Source organism: Streptomyces speibonae (assembly GCF_984686075.1).
On the sequence record NZ_OZ480260.1, the window covers coordinates 1,773,334 to 1,795,288 of the forward strand.

The window sequence follows — 21,955 nt, forward strand, 5'->3', positions numbered from 1 at the left end:
CGGAGGGCGGGCCGTGCGGCAGCTGCGTGGTCCGGGCCCCCGGGCCGAAGGCCGGGAAAGTGCCGGGCTCTGAGCCTCGTGCCGGGAGCGTGCATGGCGTCGCACGGCGGACGGCAACGCGACGGCAGGGCCTGGCGGGGCGCCACGACGGCGGGTCGCGGGGGCGGTTGACGGACACGGGCGGGGCCGTTCCCCCGGATGGACGTGCGACCGTGCGCCGGGGGTGGGGCGGCCGGAGGCTGGGCGCATGCCTAGAAGACCTGCGACAGCCGCCGCTGCCCTGGTCTCCGGAGCCGTCCTGCTCTCCGTGTCCCTGGCCGCCTGCGGCCACACCGGTGAGGGCAGTGCCGGCGGCGGAGGCGGGGGCGGCGGCGAGGGAAACGACCGCGGACGGATATGGACGCAGTCCCTGGACTGGAAGGACTGCCCCGCCCCGTCCCCCCTGCAAGGCGGAGGAGAAGCCCCCGAACCGCTGCCGGACGGCACCGCGTGGCAGTGCGCCACCATGAAGTCACCGCTGGACTGGAACAAGCCCGCGGGCGAGACGATCGACGTCGCGCTGATCCGGGCCCGCTCCGGCGCGGACGACGCCGGCGACCGGATCGGCTCGCTGCTGTTCAACTTCGGCGGCCCCGGCGAGTCCGGAGTCACCACCCTGCCCGCACTCGCCGCCGACTACGAAAAGCTCCGCACCCGCTACGACCTGGTCGGCTTCGACCCGCGCGGCGTGGGGGCCAGCAACGGCGTCACCTGTCTGGACACCGAGGCGAGACAGGAGATGGCCGAGCAGGACGACACCCCGGACGACGGCGACGACGAGGTGCGGGCCGTCCTGGAGACCAAGAAGCGGTACGCGGCGGCGTGCGCACGGGAGTCGGGCCGCATGCTCCCGCACGTCGGCACCGAGGACGCGGCCCGCGACATGGAACTGATGCGGCACCTGCTCGGCGACGACAAGCTGCACTACTTCGGCATCTCCTACGGCACCGAACTCGGCGGCGTCTACGCCCACTTGTTCCCCCGCCACGTCGGCCGGGCCGTCCTGGACGGGGTGGTGGACCCCACCCTGGACCAGATGGAGCAGGCGCTGGCGCAGGCCGGGGGCTTCCAGCTCGCCTTCGAGCACTTCGCCCAGTGGTGCGTGCGCACGGGCTGCGGGCTGGGCGACAGCGTCGACGAGGTGCAGTCGCTCGTCATGGAGCTGGAGGCGGCGCTCGACGACGACCCGCTGGCCCTCGACGGGGACAGGGTGCTGACCGGCTCCCTCCTTCTCGACGCGGTCGTCCAGGCGCTCTACACGGAGACGGCCTGGCCCGCCCTCGCGGTGGGGCTCGGACTGCTGGCCGACGACGAGGGCGAGACCCTGCTGAACCTCGCCGACGCCCTGGGCGACCGGCACGCCGGGGTCTACAGCGACCAGCAGGATGCCCAGACGGCCATCACCTGCGCCGACCGCAGCGACCGCTACACCGTGGACGACGTCCTGGAGATGGCCCCCGCGTTCGAGAAGGCCTCACCGCTCTTCGGCGACACCCTGGTGTGGGGCGCGCTGGAGTGCACCGACTGGCCGGTGCCCGGCAAGGCCGCCCACCCCGACGTCCGGGCCCCCGGCGCGCCGCCCGTCCTGCTCGTCGGCAACACCGGCGACCCCGCCACCCCGTACGAGGGTGCCGCCCGGATGGCCGAGCGGCTCGGCAAGGGCGTCGGCGTCGAACTCACCTACCGGGGTGAGGGGCACGGCGCGTACGACTCCGGCAACACCTGTGTGCGCGACGCGGTCGACGCCTATCTCCTCGCCGGCGAGGTCCCGGCCGCCGGGAGCGTGTGCGCGCACGAACCGCCGGGCGGGAAGCAGTAGCGCCGCCCCGGTGGTGATCAGCGGGACGGGGCACCCGGGCCGGGCCACGCGGTGAGCGCCGCGAGGGCGCTGGCCTGGGTGCGCCAGTCCTTCTGGTTGGGGGTGGTGCCGGCCCAGCGCTGGCCGAGCCGGTTGAGGGGGTCGCGGTCGGTGGCCCAGACGGACTGCGCCTGCCGGGCGAGGTAGTCGCGGTACGCGGCCGAGCCGGTGGCGTCGGCGAGGTCGGCGAAGTGGCGGATGAAGATGCCCTTGAACTGCTTCTGGTTGTCGTCGCAGGCCGCGCTGCCGAGGTCGCAGGACTCGGTCAGGACTCCGTTCCGGGTCAGCAGGGGTGAGGACATCGCCGCGTCCGCGAGCCGTCGCGCGGTGTCCAGGTAGCGGGTCTCCCCGGTGGCCCGCCACAGCTGCGTGAACGCGCCGATGGCCAGGCCCTGGTTGTAACTCCACACGGTCTGCCCGTTGTTGGCGCAGCTCCTGGTCAGGCCGTCGTTGACCAGACCCGCGGAGTTGATCAGTCCGCTCCCGAGGTACCAGTCGGCGGCCGTCCCGGCGCGCTCGCCCCACACCGTGTCACCGGGCAGGCGCTGGTGCAGCGCGGTCGTCACCCACAGGTACAGGCCGCTGGTGACGGCGTTCTTGTAGGTGTGCTCCCGGTCCCACCAGATGCCGCCGCCGCAGGTGCCCGGGTCCCAGTGCGAGTGCAGGTAGTCGGCGATGATCTTCGCCTCGTCCAGGTAGCGCCGCTGCCCCGTCCGGTCGTAGGCGGTCACCCAGGCCACGGCCCACCACCCGGCGTCGTCGACGGCGCGGCTGATGAAGTGGCCCTCCACCGGGTCCGAACTGCGCCCGCCCGCGGGGAAGACGCCCTTGTTCTGCTCGTAGGTGCGGGCCACGGCCCAGTCGTAGTCGTGCCGTCCGGTGCGCTCGGCGAAGTCCATGAGGGCGGTGATCGCGACCGCCGAGTTCCACCAACTGCTGCGCCACCAGCCCTCGTTCGTGTGATACGACGCCATGAGGGCGTCCGCGGCGGCGCGGGCCCGGGTCGGCACCGGGCGGGCCCATGCCGTGCAGCTGCCCTGCTGGTGGGACGCCTCGCGGCCGCAGGCGCGGACCGCGCCGCCGTAGAGGAGCCCCCGCGGGTCCCGGGTGGCGTACATGGCGGTGCGGGTGGTGGTCCTGCCGGAGGGCACAGCGGTGCGGCCGAGGGAGGAGCCCTCGGGCCAGGTGGCGCCGCCGTCCCAGGAGCGGTCCAGCCAGATCTCGTCGCCCGCGCCGCCGTTCTCGATGACGCCCCAGGCCATGCCGGTGCTGTGGTCCATGTGCAGGCTGATGGCGCGGCCGAACAGGGTCGTCGCCGGCACCGGCCGGTCGTCGCCGCGTGCGGTGGCGGGGTCGGCGCCGTCGCAGGCGGAGCCGTCGCAGACGGTCGGCTGGAACCAGTCCGTGCAGGTGACGGCGTTCGCGTCACCGCAGGCGCGGATCCAGCCGCGCCGGTGCCCCACCGGGTCGCCGATGTTGTACATGAGCGTCCGGGTGCCGGTCCACGTGCCGGGGACGGACGCCTTGCCCAGCAGGCCCTCCCAGGTGGCGCCGCGGTCCCAGGAGCGGTCCAGCCAGACGGCGTCCCCGCGGACGGCCTCGTCGATGCCGGCCCAGGCCATGTTGTCGGGCCCGGACACATGCAGCCGCAGGATCCGGCCGTTGATGTTCCGGTGCGGTACGGGGAAGGTGTCCCGCGCAGCCTTCGAGGGGTCGAGGGTGTCGCAGGCCAGGGCGCAGACGGGCGCGGCCGCCGCGTGCGCCGGCGGGGGAAGGGCGGCCAGTCCGGTCAGGGCGAGGGCCATGACCACCCACATACCGAGGACACGCTGGATCCGGACGGACATCGGTTCGTCCTCTCGTCGTGACGCGGGGCAGGGCGTGGCGCTGAACGGTCGGGGGCACGGCGCCGAACGGTCAGGGCGCGGCGTTGAACAGGTCGACGGCGCTCTGCTGGCGCGCGGCGTCCACCGTGTCGAGCGGGCCGTACCAGCGCAGCCCGTACTGGTCGAGGGCGTTGCGGTCGCTCGCGTGGGCGCGGTCGGCCTGGCGCCGCAGGTAGCCGGTGTACGGGTGGTCGGGGAGCACGGCGTCGAGTGCGGCCAGGCCCCGTACGTGGGCTCCCTTGAACGACGGTCCGTCGGCCTCGCAGCTGCCGCTCTCGCACGGTTCGCGCAGGATGCCGTCCGCCGTGTGGAGGCCGGGACTGGTGGTGGCCGCGTCGGCGATCCGCCGGGCCTCGCCGAGCAGCCCCCGGTCGCCCGTCGCGCGGTGCAGCTCGGTCAGCGCGCCGATGAGGACGCCCTGGTTGTACGACCACACCGTGTCGCCGTTGTTGCGGCAGGTGCCGAGGTCGATGCCGTCGTTGACCAGGTGGGAGCCGTTGACCATGCCGGTGCCGCGGAACCAGTTCCAGCCGGCCCGGGCCCGGGCCAGGTGGGTCCGGTCGCCCGGTGTCCGGTTGTGCAGGGCGGCGTTGAGCTGGATGTACAGGGAGTTGGCGATCGCGTTCTTGTAGGTCCGCGCGGTGGACCACCACACCCCGCCCCCGCAGGTGGCGTCCCAGTACGCGGCCATGTGGTCGGCGTCGGCGCGCGCGGTGGCGAGGTAGCGCCGGTCGCCCGTCAGATCGTAGGCGGCCACCCAGGCCAGGCCCCACCAGCCGGTGTCGTCGATGTACTCGTTGCGGAACTGCCCGTCGCGCGCGGTGCGGTTCAGGTCGTAGGTGCGGGCGACGGCGTAGGTGTAACTGCCCATGCCCGAGGCGCGGATGGTGCCGATCAGCGCGGTGAGCGCGTTGGCGGAGTTCCACCAGCCGGTGGTGTCGAACAGGCCCGTTCCGTAGTTGTAGAAGCTCATCAGGGCGGTGGCCGCGGCGGTGCGCCGGTCGTGGGCGTTCCAGGTGGTGCGTGCCCACGGGGTGCAGGCGATCTCCGGGCGGTCGCCCGCCTTGCCGCAGGCCCGCAGGGCGCCGACGCCGTGCGCGCCCCAGTCGTCCACGTTGTACATGAGGGTCCGCCACCCGCGCCGTCCCGGGGGCACGGTGGTGTTGCCGAGCCGGCTGCCCGAGCTCCAGGTGCGGCCGCCGTCGAAGGAGCGGTCGAGCCACACCTCGTCGCCGGGGCCGCCGTTGCCCAGGGAGGCCCAGCCCATCGCGTCGGCGTCGTCGAAGTGCAGGGTGAGGGAGCGGCCGTGGACGGTCGCGGTGACGGGGGTGCGGTCGCCGGGGGCGAGCGCGGGGTCCCGGCCGTCGCAGTACTTGTTGCACACGTCCGCGCCGGTCCGGGGCGGCGCCGGGGCGTCCGCCGTCGCGGGCTGCGGGAACAGCGCGCAGAGGGTGAGGGCGAGGAGCGTGGCAGCGTGCCGGAGGGATCTCCGTGAAGCGGTCATGGGCTGCTCCCTGTGGGGGGTGAGAGCGCTCCCGAACGGTAATGCCGGGTGGGTGAAGCGTCAACAAGGCGTGCGCGAGCGTGAGTTGGAGCAGGGCAGGGACCGGGTGCCCGCTGTCCCGTGGAGGGTTGGGAGAGAGTGCGGCACGCCTCTTGCGGCGCCCGAGAGGCGCGGTGTACCAATGAGGACCGCAGAACTTGAATGTTGTTCAGGTTTGTCCGCGGGGGGCCGTCCGAACCGGAGGAGCAGCAGATGTCCGCGGAACCTCGTCCCGTGCGCAGCCGTCGTACCGTCCTGCGGGCAGGGGCCCTCACCGGTCTGGGACTGGCCGGCGCCACCCAGCTGGCGGCCCCGGGCCGGGCCGCCGCCGCCCCGGCGCGGGGCGGCGGTTTCCTCGTCGGCCGGGGTCTCGCCGACGCCACCGGTGAGGTGGCCGAGGTCGGGATGATGGGCTACGGCCGGTTCGACCAGCAGGCCGCCGGGCTGCACACCCGGCTGCGGGCGCGGGCGTTCGTGGTGGCCGACGAGGCGAGCGGGCGGCGGGTCCTGCTGATCGTCGCGGACTCGCCGATGATCTTCAGCAGCGTGCACCAGGCGGTGCTGCGCCGGCTGGCCGACGCCTACGGCGACCTGTACACCGAGCAGAACGTACTCATCACCGCCACCCACACCCACGCGGGGCCGGGCGGCTACTCGCACCATCTGCTGTACAACACGACCACGTTCGGCTTCCACCGCAAGACCTTCGAGGCGGTGGCGGACGGCCTGTTCGAGGCCGCGCAGCGGGCCCACGACGACCTGGCACCCTCCGAACTCGTGCTCAGCCACGGCACGCTGACCGGCGCGAGCGTCAACCGCTCCCGTACGGCCTTCGACCGCAACCCGAAGGCCGACCGCGACCACTTCCCGGACGCCGTCGACACCCACACCACCCTGCTGCGGGTGGAGCGGGACGGCCGGACCGTGGGGGCCGTCAACTGGTTCCCGGTGCACAGCACCAGCATGTCCGGGGACAACCGGCTGATCAGCGCCGACAACAAGGGCTACGCGGCCTACCACTGGGAGCGCGAGGTCAGCGAGGTCGACTATCTGGCCGACGGCTCACCGGATTTCGTCTCCGCGTTCGCCCAGACCAACAGCGGGGACATGTCGCCCAACCTGGATCTCCGACCGCCCACCACACCCGAGGACTTCGCACACACCCGGGCCAACGGCCTGCGGCAGTACGAGGCCGCCGCGGCCCAGCTGCGGCAATCCGGCGTGAGACTGTCCGGCCCGGTCGACTCGCGGCTGGTGTACGTCGATCTCTCCGATGTCACCGTCCGCCCCGAGTTCACCGGCGACGGACGGACCCACCGCACGTCCAAGCCCTGCGTCGGCGCCTCCATGGCGGCGGGCAGCATGGAGGACGGGCCGGCCTTCCCCGGGTTCGAGGAAGGGGAGAACCCCTTCTGGGACGCGATCTCCGACTCCGTGATCTACACGGTCTCACCGGAGTTGAAGCAGGCGCAGGCACCCAAGGACGTCTTCGTGCCCCTCGGGGAGATGAACCGCGTCTACCCGTGGGTGCAGGAGCGGGTGCCGGTGATGCTGGTCCGTATCGGCCGCCTCCACCTGATCGGCATCCCCGGTGAGGTCACCGTCTGCGCGGGTCTGCGGCTGCGGCGCACGGTCGCCGGGATCGTGGGCGCGGACCTCGACGCCGTACTCGTCGCCGGGTACGCGAACGCCTACTTCCACTATGTGACCACCCCCGAGGAGTACGACGCGCAGCAGTACGAGGGCGGCAGCACCCTCTTCGGCCGCTGGCAGCTCCCGGCGCTCCAGCAGACGGCGGCGGCCCTGGCGACCTCGCTGCGCGACGGCACGCGGCTGCCCCTCGGCCCCAAGCCGCCGGACCTCTCCGGCGAGCAGCTCTCCCTCCAGCCGGGGGTGGTGCTGGACGCGCCGCCGCTGCTGCGCAAGTTCGGGGACGTGCTGGTGCCGCCGCGGGAGACCTACCGGGCCGGTGAGCGGGCCGAGGCGGTCTTCGCGGGCGCCCACCCGGGCAACGACCTGCACCGCGGCGACACCTATCTGGAGATCCAGCGCCGCGACGACGGCGGAACCTGGCGCACCGTCGCCGACGACGGCGACTGGCCGACCCGCTTCCACTGGGCCCGCGACGGCATCGCCGCCTCCAAGGTCACGATCACCTGGGACATCCCCCAGGGCACGGCCCCGGGCAGCTACCGCATCGTCTACCACGGCGACGCGAAGAGCCTCTTCGGCGCGATCACCCCGATCACCGGGACGTCACCGGCCTTCATGGTCCGCTGACCCTCCGGCCGGGGGCCTTCCGCCGGCGCGCCCGCAACCTCAAATGTTCCTCTGAAGTCCCCGATGCGTGGTTCGCGTGCCGGGCGGCGGGGTCATACCCCAGTCACGTCCGGTGCGGACGTTCGGGGGCCGGGCGGGTGAACCGCGTGGAGGAGGGGGCATGACCGTGCGACTGGGGAACGGGATCGGGTGGCGGCCGGAGATCGCCGACGCGGTGGAGAACATGCCGGGGATCGACTGGGTCGAGGTGGTCGCCGAGAACGTCTGTCCCGGACATCTGCCCGAGTCGCTGGTGCGGCTGCGGGGACGCGGGGTGACCGTCGTGCCGCACGGGGTCTCCCTGGGACTCGGGGGCGCCGAACGGCCGGACGAGGGGCGGCTCGCCGCGCTCGCGGAGCGGGCCGTCGCCCTGCGCTCGCCGCTCGTCACCGAGCACATCGCGTTCGTCCGGGCCGGCGGGCCGCTGACCGCGTCCGAGCGGCTCGAGGCCGGGCATCTGCTGCCCGTGCCGCGCACGCGTGACGCACTGGACGTGCTGTGCGAGAACATCCGCATCGCCCAGGACGCGCTGCCCGTGCCGCTCGCGGTGGAGAACATCGCCGCGCTGATCTCGTGGCCCGGCGAGGAGATGACCGAGGGGCAGTTCCTGTACGAGCTGGCCGACCGCACCGGGGTGCGGCTGCTCATCGACGTCGCCAATCTGCACACCAACCACGTCAACCGGGGCGAGGACCCGGCCGAGGCACTCGCCGGACTGCCCCTGGAGGCCCTGGCGTACGTCCATGTCGCGGGCGGCTTCGAGCGGGACGGCGTGTGGCACGACAGCCACGCCCACCCGGTGCCGGAGCCCGTGCTGGAGATCCTCACCGATCTCACCTCCCGGGTCCGTCCGCCGGGCGTCCTGCTGGAGCGGGACGAGAACTTCCCGGAGGCGGCGGAGATGGAGCGGGAACTGGCCGCGATCCGGCACGCGGTCGAGCGGGGGGCGGAGCGCCGGGAGGCGGGGCGGCCCCCGGCCGGGGAGGAGGCCGCCCGGCCCGGGGAGCCGCGGGAGGCCGTCGGAACCGACACCGCGCGGCAGCGGCTCGCGCTCGCGCAGACCGCGGTGCTGTCGGCGCTGGTCGCCGGCACGCCGGTGCCCGAGGGGTTCGACCGGGTGCGGATGGGGGTGCAGGCACGCGCGCTCACCGCGAAGCGGGCCGACGTCGTCGCCAAGGTCGCCCCCGAGCTGCCGGTGATCCTCGGCAAGGAGTACCGGCCCGCCTTCCTCGCGTACGCGCAGACGCGGCCGATGACCGGCGGCCACCGGCGCGACGCGATGGACTTCGCCGGGGAACTGCTGCTGGCCGGGCGGCCGGAGGACCCGCGGAGGCGGCGCGAGCTGCGGGAGTGGTGGCTGGAGCGGTCGGGGCCGAGGCCCCGGTCGAGCCGGCCGGCGGTGCGGCTGGCGCGGGCGACGCGGCGGGCGCTGCTGCGGCGCTGACCCGGCCGCGCCCGCGTGCGCCCGCGTTCACCCTCGTGGACGCGCGTGAACCCGCGTACGCCCGCGTGCCTCCAAACGGAACGTCACATACCGACAACACTGCGTCCGAATGGTGAACCGGGCATGGTGTTCTCGCAACGGTGTCGCTTACAAACAAGTCATGTTCTGGGTTCCGCTCCTGCTCCTGGCCTGGGCCGTCGCCGGTGTGGCGTGCCTGCGGCTGTGTCTGGCCGCCGTGCGCGGTGCCGCCGCTGCCGCGGGCGTCGACGCGGGAGCGGGGCGCGATCTGACGCTGTACGAGACCGCGTTCCTGTCGGGCGGCCCCGGGAGGGTCGCCGACGTCACGCTCGTCGCGATGGCGCGGCAACGGCGGCTGCTGCTGGCCCACACCGGCTGGGCGACGGTGGTCGATCCGCGCGGGCGCGACGACATGGAGCGGTCGGTCATAGGCGCGATAGGACCGGACGGACAGTCCCCCATCGCACCGGTGCGGGCGGCCGCGGCGACCGCCGACGCCGTGCGCGGAATCGGCGAGCGGCTGGTCAGCGCCGGACTCGCGGTCCCGGACGGCGCGGGCGGGACCGTCGCGGACGCGGTGCGGCAGGTGCGGCTCGCCGTGCCGGCCGTGGCCGGGCTGGGGGCGGCCGCGCTGCTCATGCCCGTGCCGACGGACGTGCCGCGCCATCTGGTCGCCCTGTGGTTCACGCTGCCGCTGGTGTTCGCGCTGAGCTGCCTGGCCATCGCGCGCTTCGAGGTCCATCCGTACTCGCGCTGGGCCTCCCCCGCCGGCCAGCGGCTGCTCGGGACCGTCGCCTTCGGCGCCGGCGCGGCCGGGGACGACCGTACGTATCTCACCTCCGTCGCGGTGCGCGGCATCCGCGCGGTGGGCGAGCCCGAGCTGCGCGCGGCGCTCGCGCACCGGGAACCGCATCGGCAGCACTGACGCCGACACACCCCGGCGGGGGTGCTTGCCTCACCCGCCCATCGACCGAAACATCCCCTTTGCCGCCTCCGTGCCCCGAAGGGAACGTCGATGAGAACCACCGCCGCCGTCCATGTGGCCGCCGGGTCCGTGCTCCTGGCCGCCTGGGCCGCCGCTCCGGCCGGCGCGGGACCCGGCGCCGCCCCGTTCGCGGCCGAGCTGCGCGGCAGTGCGGTGGCCGCCGCGCGCGCCGCCGGCCGGGGCGTCGACTTCGGCCCGTGTCCGGCCGGGCTCCGGCTCCCGGCCACCGTGCGGTGCGGCACGGTCCGCGTCCCGCTCGACTACGCCCGCCCGGACGGCGAGCAGATCGAGCTCACCGTCAGCCGCTCCCGCGCCACCGGGACGGACCCGGCCAACAGCAAGCACAAGGTGCGCCGGCAGGGCTCCCTGGTCCACGGCCCGGGCGGGCCGGGCGACAGCGGGCTGTCCTTCCCGATGATGAGCGTGCTCCCCGAGTGGCAGCGCATCGCGGGGGCGTACGACCTCGTGGGGTACGCCCCGCGCGGAGTGGGCCCTTCCGCGCCGCTGTCCTGCACGGACCCGGGCACCTTCTTCCGGGGCCCGTCGCAGGCGCCGGCCCACCCCTCGGAGGCGTACAAGCGACAGCGCGTCGCACGGGCCACGGCGTACGCGCGCGGCTGCGCCGAACGCAACGGGGAGGCACTGCGCCACTACCACTCCCTCAACAACGCCCGTGACCTGGACGTCGTACGCGCCGCGCTCGGCGAGAACCGGCTGACGTTCCTCGGGTCGTCCTACGCCACGTACGTCGGGGCGCTGTACGCCACGCTGTTCCCCTCGCACGTGCGGCGGATGGTGTTCGACTCGGCGGTGGACCCCGGCCCGGAGCAGATCTGGTACCGCAACCACCTCGACCGGGCGGCGGCGTTCGAGCACCGCTGGACGGACTTCCTGACGTGGATCGCCCGGCACGACGCCGCCTACGGCCTGGGCGGTACGGCGCGGGAGGTGCGGGCCGGGTACGAGGAGGCCATGGCGCGGCTGGCGAAGGAACCGGCGGGCGGGAAGGCCGGGCCCGGACAGCTCCAGGCCGCGATGCTGGAGGCCGGGTACGACGACGGCCTGTGGCCGTACCGGGCACGGGCGCTGTCGGCGTACCTGAAGGGTGATGCCGCGCCGCTGGTGGAGCTGGCGCAGGAGTACCCGGAGGCGGCGGCGGAGGCCGAGAACGCACGGGCGGCGCATCTCGCCGTGGAGTGCAACGACGCGCCCTGGCCCACGGACTGGGCGGTGTGGGACCGCGACCACACCCGGCTCGCCCGCCGGGCCCCCTTCCAGACCTGGGCCGGCGCGTGGACGTACCTGCCCTGTGCCCACTGGAGGGCGCCCCGTCGGCAGCCTCTGGACGTACGCGCCGGCCGGGGCGAACTCCCGCCGACGCTGATCCTGGCGGCGGAACGGGACGCGGCCACCCCGTACGACGGCGCCCTGGAACTGCACCGCCGCCTGGCGGGCTCGGCCCTGGTGACCGAACGCGACGCCGGCAGCCACGTCCTCGCAGGCGGCCCCAACCCGTGCGTCAACCGCCACCTGGAGACCTATCTCCTCGAGGGCGTCACCCCGGACCGCCCCGCCTCCTGCACCCCGCACCCGCAGCCGCAGCCCCGGTCCACGACGGGCCAGGCGGGCCGGGGCCCGGGGGCCCCGGCCGAGCGGGGGTCAGGCCAGGCCTGACACCAGGTCTGCGATGTCCTTGCGGCGGCCCGTGAAGAACGGGACCTCCTCGCGGACGTGCAGGCGGGCCTCCGCACCCCGCAGGTGGCGCATCAGGTCGACGATGCGGTGCAGTTCGTCGGCCTCGAACGCGAGCATCCACTCGTAGTCGCCGAGGGCGAACGAGGCGACCGTGTTGGCGCGCACGTCCGGGTAGCCGCGGGCCATCTTGCCGTGGTCGGCGAGCATGCGGCGGCGATCCTCGTCGGGCAGCAGGTACCAGTCGTAGGAGCGCACGAAGGGGTAGACGCTCACGTAGTTGCGGGGCGTCTCGTCGGCGAGGAACGCCGGAATGTGCGAGCGGTTGAACTCGGCGGGGCGGTGCAGCGCCATGTTCGACCAGACGGGCTCGAGCGCGCGGCCCAGCCGGGTGCGGCGGAAGAGGTTGTACGCCTCCTGCAGCGCGTCGGCCGTCTCGGCGTGCCACCAGATCATGAGGTCGGCGTCCGCGCGCAGGCCCGACACGTCGTAGGTGCCGCGGATCGTGACGTCCTTGGCGGCCAGCTGGTCGAACAGCTCCTGGACCTCGTCCGCGTAGCCGGCCCGGTCCTCGGGCAGTACGTCCTTCAGTTTGAAGACGGACCACAGGGTGTAGCGGATGACCTCGTTGAGGTCCTTGGCGAGCTTGCCCTTGTTCGGGATCCGGTCGGGGGCGGGGGTGGTGGCGTGGTCACTCATGTCCTCATTCTCCTGCTCCGCCGTGGAGGCTTTGCACCGGGTGGGCGGTGAGCTCCTGCACTCCCGCCCGTCGCCCACCACCACCCTCAGCCGAAGCGCTGCGCGCTACCCCTTTCATAGCAGGTCACCGTTGATCTGGTCGGCGGCGGCGTACGCGCTCGCGATGCAGGCGGGGACGCCGACGCCGTCGTAGGCCGCGCCGCACACGGCGAGCCCGGCCAGGCCCGCGAGGTGCTCGCGGACGCGGGCCACGCGCGCGTGGTGGCCGACGGGGTACTGGGGCAGGCCGTCCTGCCAGCGCGTGACGCGGGTGGCGACCGGGGCGGCGGTCAGACCGGTGGCCTCCTTCAGGTCCTGCCGGGAGACCTCCACGAGCCCGGCGTCGTCGCGGCCGAGGATCTCCGTCTCGCCGTGCCGGCCGACGGAGGTGCGCAGGACGGCCAGGTCCGGGTTCTCCTCGGCGATCCAGCCCCATTTGCGCGAGGCGAAGGTGGACGCCTTGATGGTGTGTCCGTCGACGGGCGGCACGAGGAATCCGCTGCCCTCGGGCAGCTCGGTCTCCGCGCGGCGGTAGGCGAGGGTGATCAGCGCCATGGAGGCGTACTCGACGCCGGACAGCTCCGCGGCGGCGCCGGGCGCCTCGGCGCGCAGCAGGTCCGCGGCGGCCGGTGCGGGTACGGCGACGACGACGCCGTCGGCGCGCAGCACCCGGTCCCCGGCGACGACCCGCCAGCCGTCCTCCGGTTCGCGGCGCAGCTCCGTGGCGGGCGTACGGGTGAGGATCTCGCCGCCGCGTGCCCGTACCGACTCGGCGACGGCGAGCGGCAGGGTGCCCACACCGCCGGCGATGCCCATGAACACCGGCCCGGTCCGTTGCGCGGCGGCGGCCTTCGCCTGGATCGCGCGGACGGCCTCGGTCAGGGAGGTGTGGGTGCGGGCGGCCTCGAAGAGCTGCGGGACCGCCGCGCGCATCGAGATGCGGTAGGCGTCGCCCGCGTACACCCCGCCCAGCAGCGGCTCCACGAGCCGGTCGACGACCTCGCGGCCGAGGCGCTCGGCCACGTACGCGCCGATCGCCACGTCGTCGCCGATCTCGGTGCGGGGCAGTTCGGCGTCGCGCCCGATCCGGGCGGCCCCCTCGTCGGACAGCACGCCGGCGAGGGCGGCCGCGGTGCCCGGTACGCCCATGACGTGGCCCTTGGGCATGGGGCGCAGCCGGCCGCGGGTCCACAGCGCGGCTGCGGCGGTGGCCGGCGGCTGGAGCCGGTCGGCGAGGCCCACGGCGCGGGCGAGGCCGACCGCCTCGGGGCGGCGCGCCAGCAGCGACTCGGCGCCCAGGTCGACGCGCGCGCCCGCGATCTCGCCGGGCAGCAGCTTGCCGCCGACCCGGTCCGAGGCCTCCAGCACGGTGACCCGCGCCCCGCTCTCCAGCAGCCGGTGCGCGGCCGCCAGCCCGGCGATCCCGGCACCCACGACGACGATCCGTCGTCCGCCGTCCGCATGTGATCCGCTCATGGCTCCACCCTCTCAAACGCCACCGCCGCTCCTGCCAGGGCCATGTGGCCCTGCCGAGTCCCTACCGTGACCGCATCGGGACCGCGCCCCGTCAAACGTCCCGGGCGCCCGGCGCGTCGAAGGAGCGTCAGTCATCACGGCGACACCGTTCGTCCCGACGCTGGGGGAGTCCCATATGCGCACACCACGATCCGTACGACCCGCCCACGCCCTGGCCGGGGTCCTGCTGGCGGCGGCGCTCGCGGCCGGCGGGTGCAGCGCCGGCGGCGACTCCGGGGGTGCCGCGTCGGACGACCGGGCCGCCGCCGCGCCCGCCGAGGGCCCGGCCGCGGACGCGCACGGGAAGCAGGGTGCGCCGGGCGGCTCGGCGGCCGACGCGGCGGACAGCCCGGCGGAGGGTGCGCGGGAGACCGCGCCGCCGAAGGCCGCGGTGAACCACGTCATCCGCACCGCCTCGCTGACCGTGCGGGTCGACGACGTGTCCGAGGCGCTGGACGATGCCCGCACGACGACCGAGAACGCGGGCGGCTACGTCGGCAACGAGACCACCCGCCGGGACGCGGAGGGCCGCGAGCACACCCGCGTGGTGCTGCGGGTGCCCGTCGCGAAGTACGCCGAGGTCCTCGCCGGCCTGGAGGGCGCGGGCACGCTCGTCGAACGCCGCGCGAAGGCGGAGGACGTCACCGACCAGGTGGTCGACGTGGAGAGCCGCATCGCGTCGCAGCGGGCCAGCGTGGCCCGGGTCCGCGAGCTGATGGACCGGGCGACCAAGCTCAGCGACGTGGTCACCCTGGAGGGCGAACTGAGCACCCGCCAGGCGGACCTGGAGTCCCTGCTCGCCCGGCAGGCGTCCCTGGAGGACCGTACGAGCCTGGCGACCATCACCCTCTCGCTCTCCGGCAAACCGGCCGGGAAGGCGCAGGAGGACGACGGCGGTCCCGGGTTCGTGGACGCGCTCGCGGGCGGCTGGGACGTGTTCGTGACGCTGCTGCGCTGGCTGACGGTCGCGCTCGGCGTGGTCCTGCCCTTCGCGGCGGTGGCCGCGCTGCTGGCGCTGCTGTGGCTGAAGGCCGTACGTCCCCTGCTGCCGCGGCGCCCGCGGACGGCGACCCCGCCGGCGCCGGCGGACGGCGGGCGGGACGGCGAGGACTGAGCCGGACGGTTCACGAGAAGCCGGGACCTGGCGGCACCGTAGCGTGGTCCCATGGACACGAGCGATGCGCACGGAGCACGGGAACGTCTGGTGGTCGTCGGCGGTGACGCCGCGGGCATGTCCGCGGCGTCACAGGCCCGCCGGCACAAGGGGCCGCGGGAGCTGGAGATCGTGGCGTTCGAACGCGGCCACTTCACCTCCTACTCGGCGTGCGGCATCCCCTACTGGGTGGGCGGCGACGTCACCGACCGGGACCAGCTGATCGCGCGCACCCCCGAGGAGCACCGCGCGCGGGACATCGAGGTGCGGCTGCGCACCGAGGTCACGGAGCTCGACCTGGAGCGGGGGCGGGTCCGCACGCGGGACGTCGACTCCGGCGCCGAGTCCTGGACGTCGTACGACAAACTTGTGATCGCCACCGGGGCGCGGCCGATCCGGCCGGCGATGCCCGGCATCGACGCTCCCGGCGTGCACGGCGTGCAGACGCTCGACGACGGCCAGGCGCTGCTGGACACGCTGGCCGCCACGCGCGGCCGCCGCGCGGTGGTGGTCGGCGCGGGGTACATCGGCGTCGAGATGGCCGAGGCGATGATCAAGCGGGGTTACGAGGTGACCGTGGTCAACCGCGGCCGGGAGCCCATGGCGACGCTCGACCCCGACATGGGCCGCCTGGTGCACCGGGCCATGGAGGACATGGGCATCACCATGGTGAACGACGCCGAGGTCACCAAGGTGCTGACGGGGGACGACGGCCGGGTGCGGGCGGTCGCCACGGAGCGGGCCGAGTACCCGGCCGATGTCGTCGTCCTCGGCATCGGGGTGCGGCCGGAGACGGCCCTCGCGCGGGCCGCCGGACTCCCCCTGGGCGAGCACGGCGGGCTGCTCACCGACCGGTCGATGCGGGTGCGCGGGTACGAGAACATCTGGGCCGGCGGCGACTGCGTGGAGGTGCTCGACCTGGTCTCCGGGCAGCAGCGCCACGTCCCGCTCGGCACGCACGCCAACAAGCACGGCCAGGTCATCGGCGCGGGCGCCGGCGGCGGCTACGCGACCTTCCCCGGGGTGGTCGGCACGGCGGTCAGCAAGGTGTGCGATCTGGAGATCGCCCGCACCGGGCTCCGGGAGAAGGACGCCCGCCGCGTGGGGCTGCGGTTCGAGACGGTGACCATCGAGTCGACCAGCCGCGCGGGCTACTACCCGAACGCCTCCCCCATGACGGTGAAGATGCTCGCGGAACTGCGCACGGGCCGCCTCCTGGGCGTCCAGATCGTCGGCCGCGAGGGCGCGGGCAAACGCGTGGACATCGCGGCGGTCGCCCTCACGGCCGGTATGACGGTGGAGCAGATGACCGCCCTCGACCTGGGCTACGCACCCCCGTTCTCCCCGGTCTGGGACCCGGTCCTGGTGGCGGCCCGCAAGGCGTCGGCCAGGATCAGGGCGTCCGCGTGAGGTACCGCCCGCTCACGCCGACCCGTTGATCCTCTCGATCGCCTGCCGGGCCTGCTCGGCCGGCGGGCGCGAGGGCAGCGACGCCACCGACGCGGCGGGCGCCGACGCGGGCGGCTGCTCCCCCGCCGGCCTCGCCTGCGCGGCGGACTTCGCGGAGCGCAGCCGGTGGCTCACCGCCTCGTCCAGGGTGACCGGCCGCTGCATCTGGGACGCGAGGCGCCCCGCCTCCTGGCCGAGGCGCGCGATGTCCTCCCAGGGGAGACGCACCACGAGCGTGAGCTCGGCCTCGCCGTCGGGCAGCGCGTGCATCGCGGGGGTCACTCGGTCGTTCATCGCCTGTTTCCTCACGTCGGTCCCGTGACGCCTTCCCCGCGCCGCGGGCGGTTGCCGAGTGATACGCACGGCCGGACGGCCGTGTTCAGCCCGGCCGCGGATTCACCCGCCTCGGCCCGGGCACATGGGAGACGTGGTGATCCCCGTCCATGACGTGAACCCGGCGCGGCGCACCCCGTGGGTGACGTACGCGCTCATCGCCGCGAACGTCGTCGTCTTCGTGGTCCTCACCCCGGGCGTCGTCGGTTCGCTCACCGGTGCGACCGGTCTGGCCGACCTCTGCCGGCTCGAGGCCTTCCTGGACCGCTACGCGGTGGTGCCGCGGGAGCTGATCCAGCACCGGCTGCCGGACCTCGTACCCACGGGTGGCACCGGGGTGGGTCCGCAGGGCCCGGGGTGCGTGGTGGACCGGCCGGGCTATGAGAAGTCGCCCGAGCTGAGCGTGCTGACGGCGATGTTCCTGCACGGCGGCTGGCTGCATCTGCTGGGCAACATGCTGTTCCTGTGGATCTTCGGCAACAACGTCGAGGACCGCATGGGGCATGTGCGGTACCTGCTGTTCTACCTGGTGTGCGGGTACGTCGCCGCGTACGCCTTCGCCCTGGTGAACGCCGACTCGGGCGAGCCGCTGATCGGCGCGTCCGGGGCGGTCGCCGGGGTGCTCGGCGCGTATCTCGTGCTGTATCCGAAGGTCCGGGTGTGGGTGCTGGTGCCCTTCCTGATCTTCCTGCCGCTGCGGCTGCCCGCCTGGCTGGTGCTGGGCTCCTGGTTCGTCCTTCAGGCGGTGTACTCCTCCGGGGCGGGCGTCTCGGGGGCCGGCACCGTGGCGTATCTCGCCCATGTCGCCGGCTTCGTCGCAGGCATGCTGATCGCCTGGCCCCTGAAACCGGGCACTCCCCCGCCGCAGGCGCCCGACCACGCGCTGTACGGACGGCGGGCGCGGCGCACCTGGCGGTGAGCGGGGGGAGTCAGCCGGCGCCGGGGACGCGCAGGCCGACCATGGCCACGTCGTCGTTGCCGTCGACGGCCAGCTGGCCCGCGAGCAGGGTGTCGCAGAAGTCGTCCAGGGGGCTGCGTACGGCCTCCGAGGCACACCGGCGCAGCCGGTCCAGGCCGGTGGTGAGGTCCTCGTCGCGGCGCTCCACCAGCCCGTCGGTGTAGAGCAGCAGGGTCGAGCCGGGCGGCAGCGGCTCGACGGCGCTGTCGTGGACGGGGTCCGCGACGAGCCCGAGCATCGGGGCGCGGCCCCCGGTCAGGAACCGCGCGGTGCCGTCCTCCTCGATGAGCAAGGGCGGCGGGTGTCCCGCGACGGAGTAGTGGAGCGGCAACCCGCCGGTCCCCCGGCGTTCGACCCGGGCCAAGATGCAGGTGGCGGTGCACTCCGGGTAGAGGGTCTGCGCGGAGACGTCCAGCCGGCGCAGTATCGTGCCGGTCGGTTCCTCGCGGTCCAGGGTGAGTCCGCGGAGCATGTTGCGCAGCTGGCTCATGGTGACGGCGGCCGACAGGTCGTGGCCGGCGACGTCGCCGATGCTGAGGACGAGGGCACCGTCACGGAGCACGAACGCGTCGTACCAGTCGCCGCCGACCTCTGCGGCCGCGGTGCTGGGCCGGTAGCGCACCGCGATGTCGAGGTCGGGCAGGTCCGGCGGGTCGGTGAGCAGGCTGCGCTGGAGGGCCAGCGCCACCTGTCGGGTGCGCTGGTACTCGAGGGCGTTGCTGAGGGGGGTGTGGGCCCGTTCCAGAAGCTGGCGCAGCAGGTCGATCTCGGCCTGGCCGAGCGGTGGGCGGTCGCCGCTGACCGAGGTGGTGACGAGGGCGGCCGTGGTGCCGTCGACGACGACCGGGAGCAGGACCACGCTGTTGGCCCCGGGAGCCAGCCACGGTTCGGCCTCGGGCGGGCACAGATCGGGCGGTGGTGCACCGGGCGGGAAGACGGCATGGAGGGGGCGGCGCCCGTCGGCGGCGCGGGCGAGCGGACTGCCGGACCGCAGGTGCTCCTCATGGTGCGGGGGCAGGTCCGGCAGTCCCGGGCGGGTGACGGCGGCAACCCGCTCGGCGGTGAGCGCGGTGCCCGACGGGCGGTGCAGGACGTGCGGCAGGAGATAGATGGTGCAACTGTCGGCGATGGCGGGCACGATCACCCCGGCGAGGGCCGTGAGCATCTCGTCCAGCCGCACGATGTCGGCGGTGGCCTCTGCGGCGCGCGCCAGCAGTTCGTCCCGTCGGGTCTCCTGCCACTGCTGCTCGACGTCCGCGCAGGTGCCCATCCACTCGATCACCGTGTCCCCGTTGCGGACCGGTGCGGCGTCGACGGCGAAGTGCCGGTAGCCGCCCGTGGCCAGCCGCAGCCGGTAGGTGTGGGTCCAGCGCGGCGTCTGTTCGGTCACCGCCCGGTGCCACGACGCGATGGCGCCGGCACGGTCGTCGGGGTGAAGGGCGTCGATCCAGCCGTCGCCGCGGAACTCCTCCCAGCTCTGTCCGGTCACCCGCTGCCAGCCGGGGCTCGGCTCGGTCACCGCACCCGTGGGGCTGGTCACCCAGATGATCTGGGATCCGGCGTTCACGAGGCTGCGGTAGCGCTGCAGGGTGCGGCGGCGCTCCTCGGACAGGACGCGGATCTGTTCCGCGCCGGTCACCTGGTCGGTGACTTCGACGAGCACGCCGAGCACCCCGTGCCGGCCGTCGCTCATCGTGACGCGGGAGTTGCTGAAGGTGAAGTACCGCGTTCCCTCGTGCTGCGCGCCGGGGTAGACCAGGTCGATGGGCGCTCCGCTGAGCACTTCGGCCGTGCCCGTGGCGAGGACGCGGTCGAAGAGGTCGAAGTAGCCGGACTGCGCGAGGTCGGGGAAAGCGTCACGGATGGCCCGGCCCAGCGGACGGTCGCCGAAGGTCTCGCGGTAGACCTGGTTGGTGTACGCGAGTCGGTGTTCCGGCCCTTCGGTGACGACGACGCCGATCGGGGCGAGGTCGAACATCTCGAACCTCATGAGCCTCCACCTGCCCATGCCCGGGAGCGAACGTGCTGGGCGAACATGTGCCCAGTACCCCGCACCGGGGTTCCGACGCGCGTCCGGCCCGTACCCGGTGGGGTCAGCGCGCGGTGCGCGTGTGGACGTACTCCACGAGGCGGGTCAGGGCGTCCGGGTCGGTGGACGGCATCACGCCGTGGCCGAGGTTGAAGACGTGGCCCTCCAGGCCGGCCGCGTCGTCCAGCACCTCCTGCGCCTTGGCCTCGACGGCGGCGGGGCCGGCGAACAGGACGGTCGGGTCGAGGTTGCCCTGGAGCGCCTTGCCGGGGCCGACGCGCCGGGCGGCCTCGTCCAGGGGGACGCGCCAGTCGACGCCGACGACGTCCGCGCCGGCCTCGCCCATGAGGCCCAGCAGCTCACCGGTGCCGACGCCGAAGTGGATGCGCGGGATGCCGTGGGCGGCGACCTGGCGGAACACCTTCGCCGAGGCGGGCAGCACCGAGCGCCGGTAGTCGGAGGGGGCGAGCGCGCCGGCCCAGGAGTCGAAGAGCTGGACGGCACTGGCGCCGGCCCGGATCTGGACCTCCAGGAACGCGGCCGTGATGTCGGCGAGACGGTCGAGCAGGTCGGCCCAGAGTTCCGGGTCGCCGTACATCATCGCCTTGGCGTTCTCGTACGTGCGGGAGGGGCCGCCCTCGACGAGGTAGCTGGCGAGGGTGAAGGGGGCGCCCGCGAACCCGATCAGCGGGGTGGACCCGAGTTCGCGGGTCAGCATGCCGATGGCCTCGGTGACGTAGGAGACGTCCTCGGGGGTGAGGTCGCGCAGCCGGGCCAGGTCGGCGCGGGTGCGGACCGGCTGCTCGACGACCGGGCCGATGCCGGGCTTGATGTCGAGGTCGATGCCGATGGCCTTGAGCGGGACGACGATGTCGCTGAAGTAGATCGCCGCGTCCACGTGGTGGCGGCGCACCGGCTGGAGGGTGATCTCGGTGACCAGGTCGGGGCGCATGCAGGAGTCCAGCATCCCGATGCCCTCGCGCACCTTGCGGTACTCCGGCAGTGAGCGCCCGGCCTGCCGCATGAACCACACCGGCGTGTGCGGCACCGGCTCGCGGCGGCACGCCTTGAGGAAGGCCGAATCCCGGACGGCGTCGTTCTTGACGGGGTCGGTGGTCTCGGTCGTCGTCTGGCCCGTCGGGCTTGCGTTGGCACTCACACCGGCCAGTCTCGCACGACCCCTCCGCCTCCTCTCACGCCAGGCCGTCCGGTGTGCGGTGCGCGCGGGCCACGATCCGGACAGCCCCGGGCGCCGCGGGTGTCCCTCCCTGCGCGGGGGCGCGGTTCCGCTTAATCTTCCCCGCATGGCTGCGGCTCAGGGACGACTGTCGGACGGCGCTGGCGGAATGGACGAACCGAAGGGGACGGAGAAGGATCCGGGGCACGGGGGCGCGCCCCCGCTGCCCTTCCGGGCCGCCGTCGACGCGCTGCGCGGCGCCCGGCTGCGGCCGCAGGTCGAGGTGGATCCCGCGCCCGCGCCCAAGCGGCTGGCTCCGTACGCGTACGCGCTGGAGGCGGCGGTCGTCGACGGCGAGGAGGACCTGGCCGACGGCCGGCTGGTGCTGCTGCACGACCCGGCCGGGCACGACGCCTGGCGGGGCACGTTCCGTCTGGTGACGCTGGTGCGCGCGGAGCTGGAGCCGGAGATGGCGGCGGACCCGCTGCTGCCGGAGGTGTGCTGGTCCTGGCTGACCGGTGCGCTCTCGGCGCGCGGTCTGGCGTACGGCGAGCCGAGCGGCACGGTGACGCGGGCGAGCTCCCACTACTTCGGCGGGCTGTCGGCGCGGCCGGCCGCCTCGCAGATCGAGATCCGGGCCTCCTGGACGCCCCGGGAGGGGCTGGCCGGGGTGCCGGACGCGGGCACCCATCTCGTCGCGTGGTGCGATCTGCTGGCGCAGGTGGCGGGGCTGCCGCCGGCGGCTCCCGGGGACGCGTCGGTGGTGACGCTGCCGCAGCGCAGGGGGCCGCAGTCGCGGTGAGCTTCCCGCTTCGGGGC

Annotated in this window: 15 protein-coding genes and 1 pseudogene; 9 read left to right on the top strand and 7 right to left on the bottom strand. The window is 74.1% G+C overall.

From position 1 onward, the window contains the following. Positions 1-247: 247 nt before the first annotated feature. Positions 248-1,858 (top strand): alpha/beta hydrolase, encoded by a 1,611-nt coding sequence (locus AC5L3C_RS07855; protein WP_493647942.1) that lies wholly within the window; start codon positions 248-250, stop codon positions 1,856-1,858. Positions 1,859-1,875: 17 nt separating this feature from the next. Here AC5L3C_RS07855 and AC5L3C_RS07860 read toward each other — a convergent pair whose 3' ends face one another. Together AC5L3C_RS07860 and AC5L3C_RS07865 are read right to left on the bottom strand one after the other, a co-directional pair. Further along, entirely contained in the window at positions 1,876-3,744 is a 1,869-nt protein-coding gene (locus AC5L3C_RS07860; protein WP_493647944.1) for a glycoside hydrolase family 76 protein, read from the bottom strand. Between the two features lie 70 nt (positions 3,745-3,814). Then, entirely contained in the window at positions 3,815-5,287 is a 1,473-nt protein-coding gene (locus AC5L3C_RS07865) for a glycoside hydrolase family 76 protein (protein ID WP_493647946.1), read from the bottom strand. Positions 5,288-5,539: 252 nt separating this feature from the next. On the opposite strand from AC5L3C_RS07865, the gene AC5L3C_RS07870 reads away from it, so the two are divergent. From AC5L3C_RS07870 to AC5L3C_RS07885, 4 genes are all read left to right on the top strand, one after another. After that, a complete protein-coding gene (locus AC5L3C_RS07870; RefSeq protein WP_493647948.1) occupies positions 5,540-7,606 on the top strand; it encodes a neutral/alkaline ceramidase in 2,067 nt (688 codons plus the stop codon). A gap of 160 nt (positions 7,607-7,766) precedes the next feature. Further along, positions 7,767-9,089, top strand: coding sequence for an MbnB/TglH/ChrH family RiPP precursor modification enzyme (locus tag AC5L3C_RS07875; protein WP_493647950.1), 1,323 nt, complete (start codon positions 7,767-7,769; stop codon positions 9,087-9,089). Positions 9,090-9,249: 160 nt separating this feature from the next. After that, entirely contained in the window at positions 9,250-10,032 is a 783-nt protein-coding gene (locus AC5L3C_RS07880) for a TIGR04222 domain-containing membrane protein (protein ID WP_493647951.1), read from the top strand. 90 nt (positions 10,033-10,122) lie between these two features. Continuing rightward, positions 10,123-11,766, top strand: a complete 1,644-nt coding sequence (locus tag AC5L3C_RS07885; RefSeq protein WP_493647952.1) for an alpha/beta hydrolase — start codon at positions 10,123-10,125, stop codon at positions 11,764-11,766. Here the strand turns inward: AC5L3C_RS07885 and hemQ are convergent. Further along, on the bottom strand, positions 11,752-12,483 hold the full coding sequence (hemQ, locus tag AC5L3C_RS07890; RefSeq protein ID WP_493647954.1) for a hydrogen peroxide-dependent heme synthase: 732 nt from the start codon (positions 12,481-12,483) through the stop codon (positions 11,752-11,754). The genes AC5L3C_RS07885 and hemQ overlap by 15 nt on opposite strands. A 4-nt stretch (positions 12,484-12,487) precedes the next feature. Further along, positions 12,488-13,998 (bottom strand): annotated as a pseudogene (gene hemG, locus AC5L3C_RS07895) (protoporphyrinogen oxidase). Positions 13,999-14,173: 175 nt separating this feature from the next. On the opposite strand from hemG, the gene AC5L3C_RS07900 reads away from it, so the two are divergent. Together AC5L3C_RS07900 and AC5L3C_RS07905 are read left to right on the top strand one after the other, a co-directional pair. Further along, positions 14,174-15,151 (top strand): DUF4349 domain-containing protein, encoded by a 978-nt coding sequence (locus tag AC5L3C_RS07900; RefSeq protein WP_493647956.1) that lies wholly within the window; start codon positions 14,174-14,176, stop codon positions 15,149-15,151. A 51-nt stretch (positions 15,152-15,202) separates the two neighbouring features. Further along, positions 15,203-16,600, top strand: coding sequence for an FAD-dependent oxidoreductase (locus AC5L3C_RS07905; RefSeq protein WP_493647958.1), 1,398 nt, complete (start codon positions 15,203-15,205; stop codon positions 16,598-16,600). A 12-nt stretch (positions 16,601-16,612) separates the two neighbouring features. Here the strand turns inward: AC5L3C_RS07905 and AC5L3C_RS07910 are convergent, their stop codons facing one another. Continuing rightward, a complete protein-coding gene (locus AC5L3C_RS07910) occupies positions 16,613-16,933 on the bottom strand; it encodes a hypothetical protein (RefSeq protein ID WP_125503502.1) in 321 nt (106 codons plus the stop codon). A gap of 133 nt (positions 16,934-17,066) precedes the next feature. Here AC5L3C_RS07910 and AC5L3C_RS07915 point away from each other — a divergent pair, with 133 nt between their 5' ends. Then, complete coding sequence (locus tag AC5L3C_RS07915) at positions 17,067-17,891, top strand: rhomboid family intramembrane serine protease (RefSeq protein WP_493653774.1); 825 nt, start codon at positions 17,067-17,069, stop codon at positions 17,889-17,891. A 10-nt stretch (positions 17,892-17,901) separates the two neighbouring features. Here AC5L3C_RS07915 and AC5L3C_RS07920 read toward each other — a convergent pair whose 3' ends face one another. Continuing rightward, entirely contained in the window at positions 17,902-19,920 is a 2,019-nt protein-coding gene (locus tag AC5L3C_RS07920) for a SpoIIE family protein phosphatase (protein WP_125503504.1), read from the bottom strand. Between the two features lie 103 nt (positions 19,921-20,023). After that, positions 20,024-21,118, bottom strand: a complete 1,095-nt coding sequence (hemE, locus tag AC5L3C_RS07925; RefSeq protein WP_493647960.1) for a uroporphyrinogen decarboxylase — start codon at positions 21,116-21,118, stop codon at positions 20,024-20,026. 145 nt (positions 21,119-21,263) lie between these two features. On the opposite strand from hemE, the gene AC5L3C_RS07930 reads away from it, so the two are divergent. Further along, positions 21,264-21,938 carry a DUF3000 domain-containing protein gene (locus AC5L3C_RS07930; protein WP_493647962.1) on the top strand — a complete coding sequence of 225 codons (675 nt, stop codon included), beginning with the start codon at positions 21,264-21,266 and terminating at the stop codon, positions 21,936-21,938. Positions 21,939-21,955 lie beyond the last annotated feature (17 nt).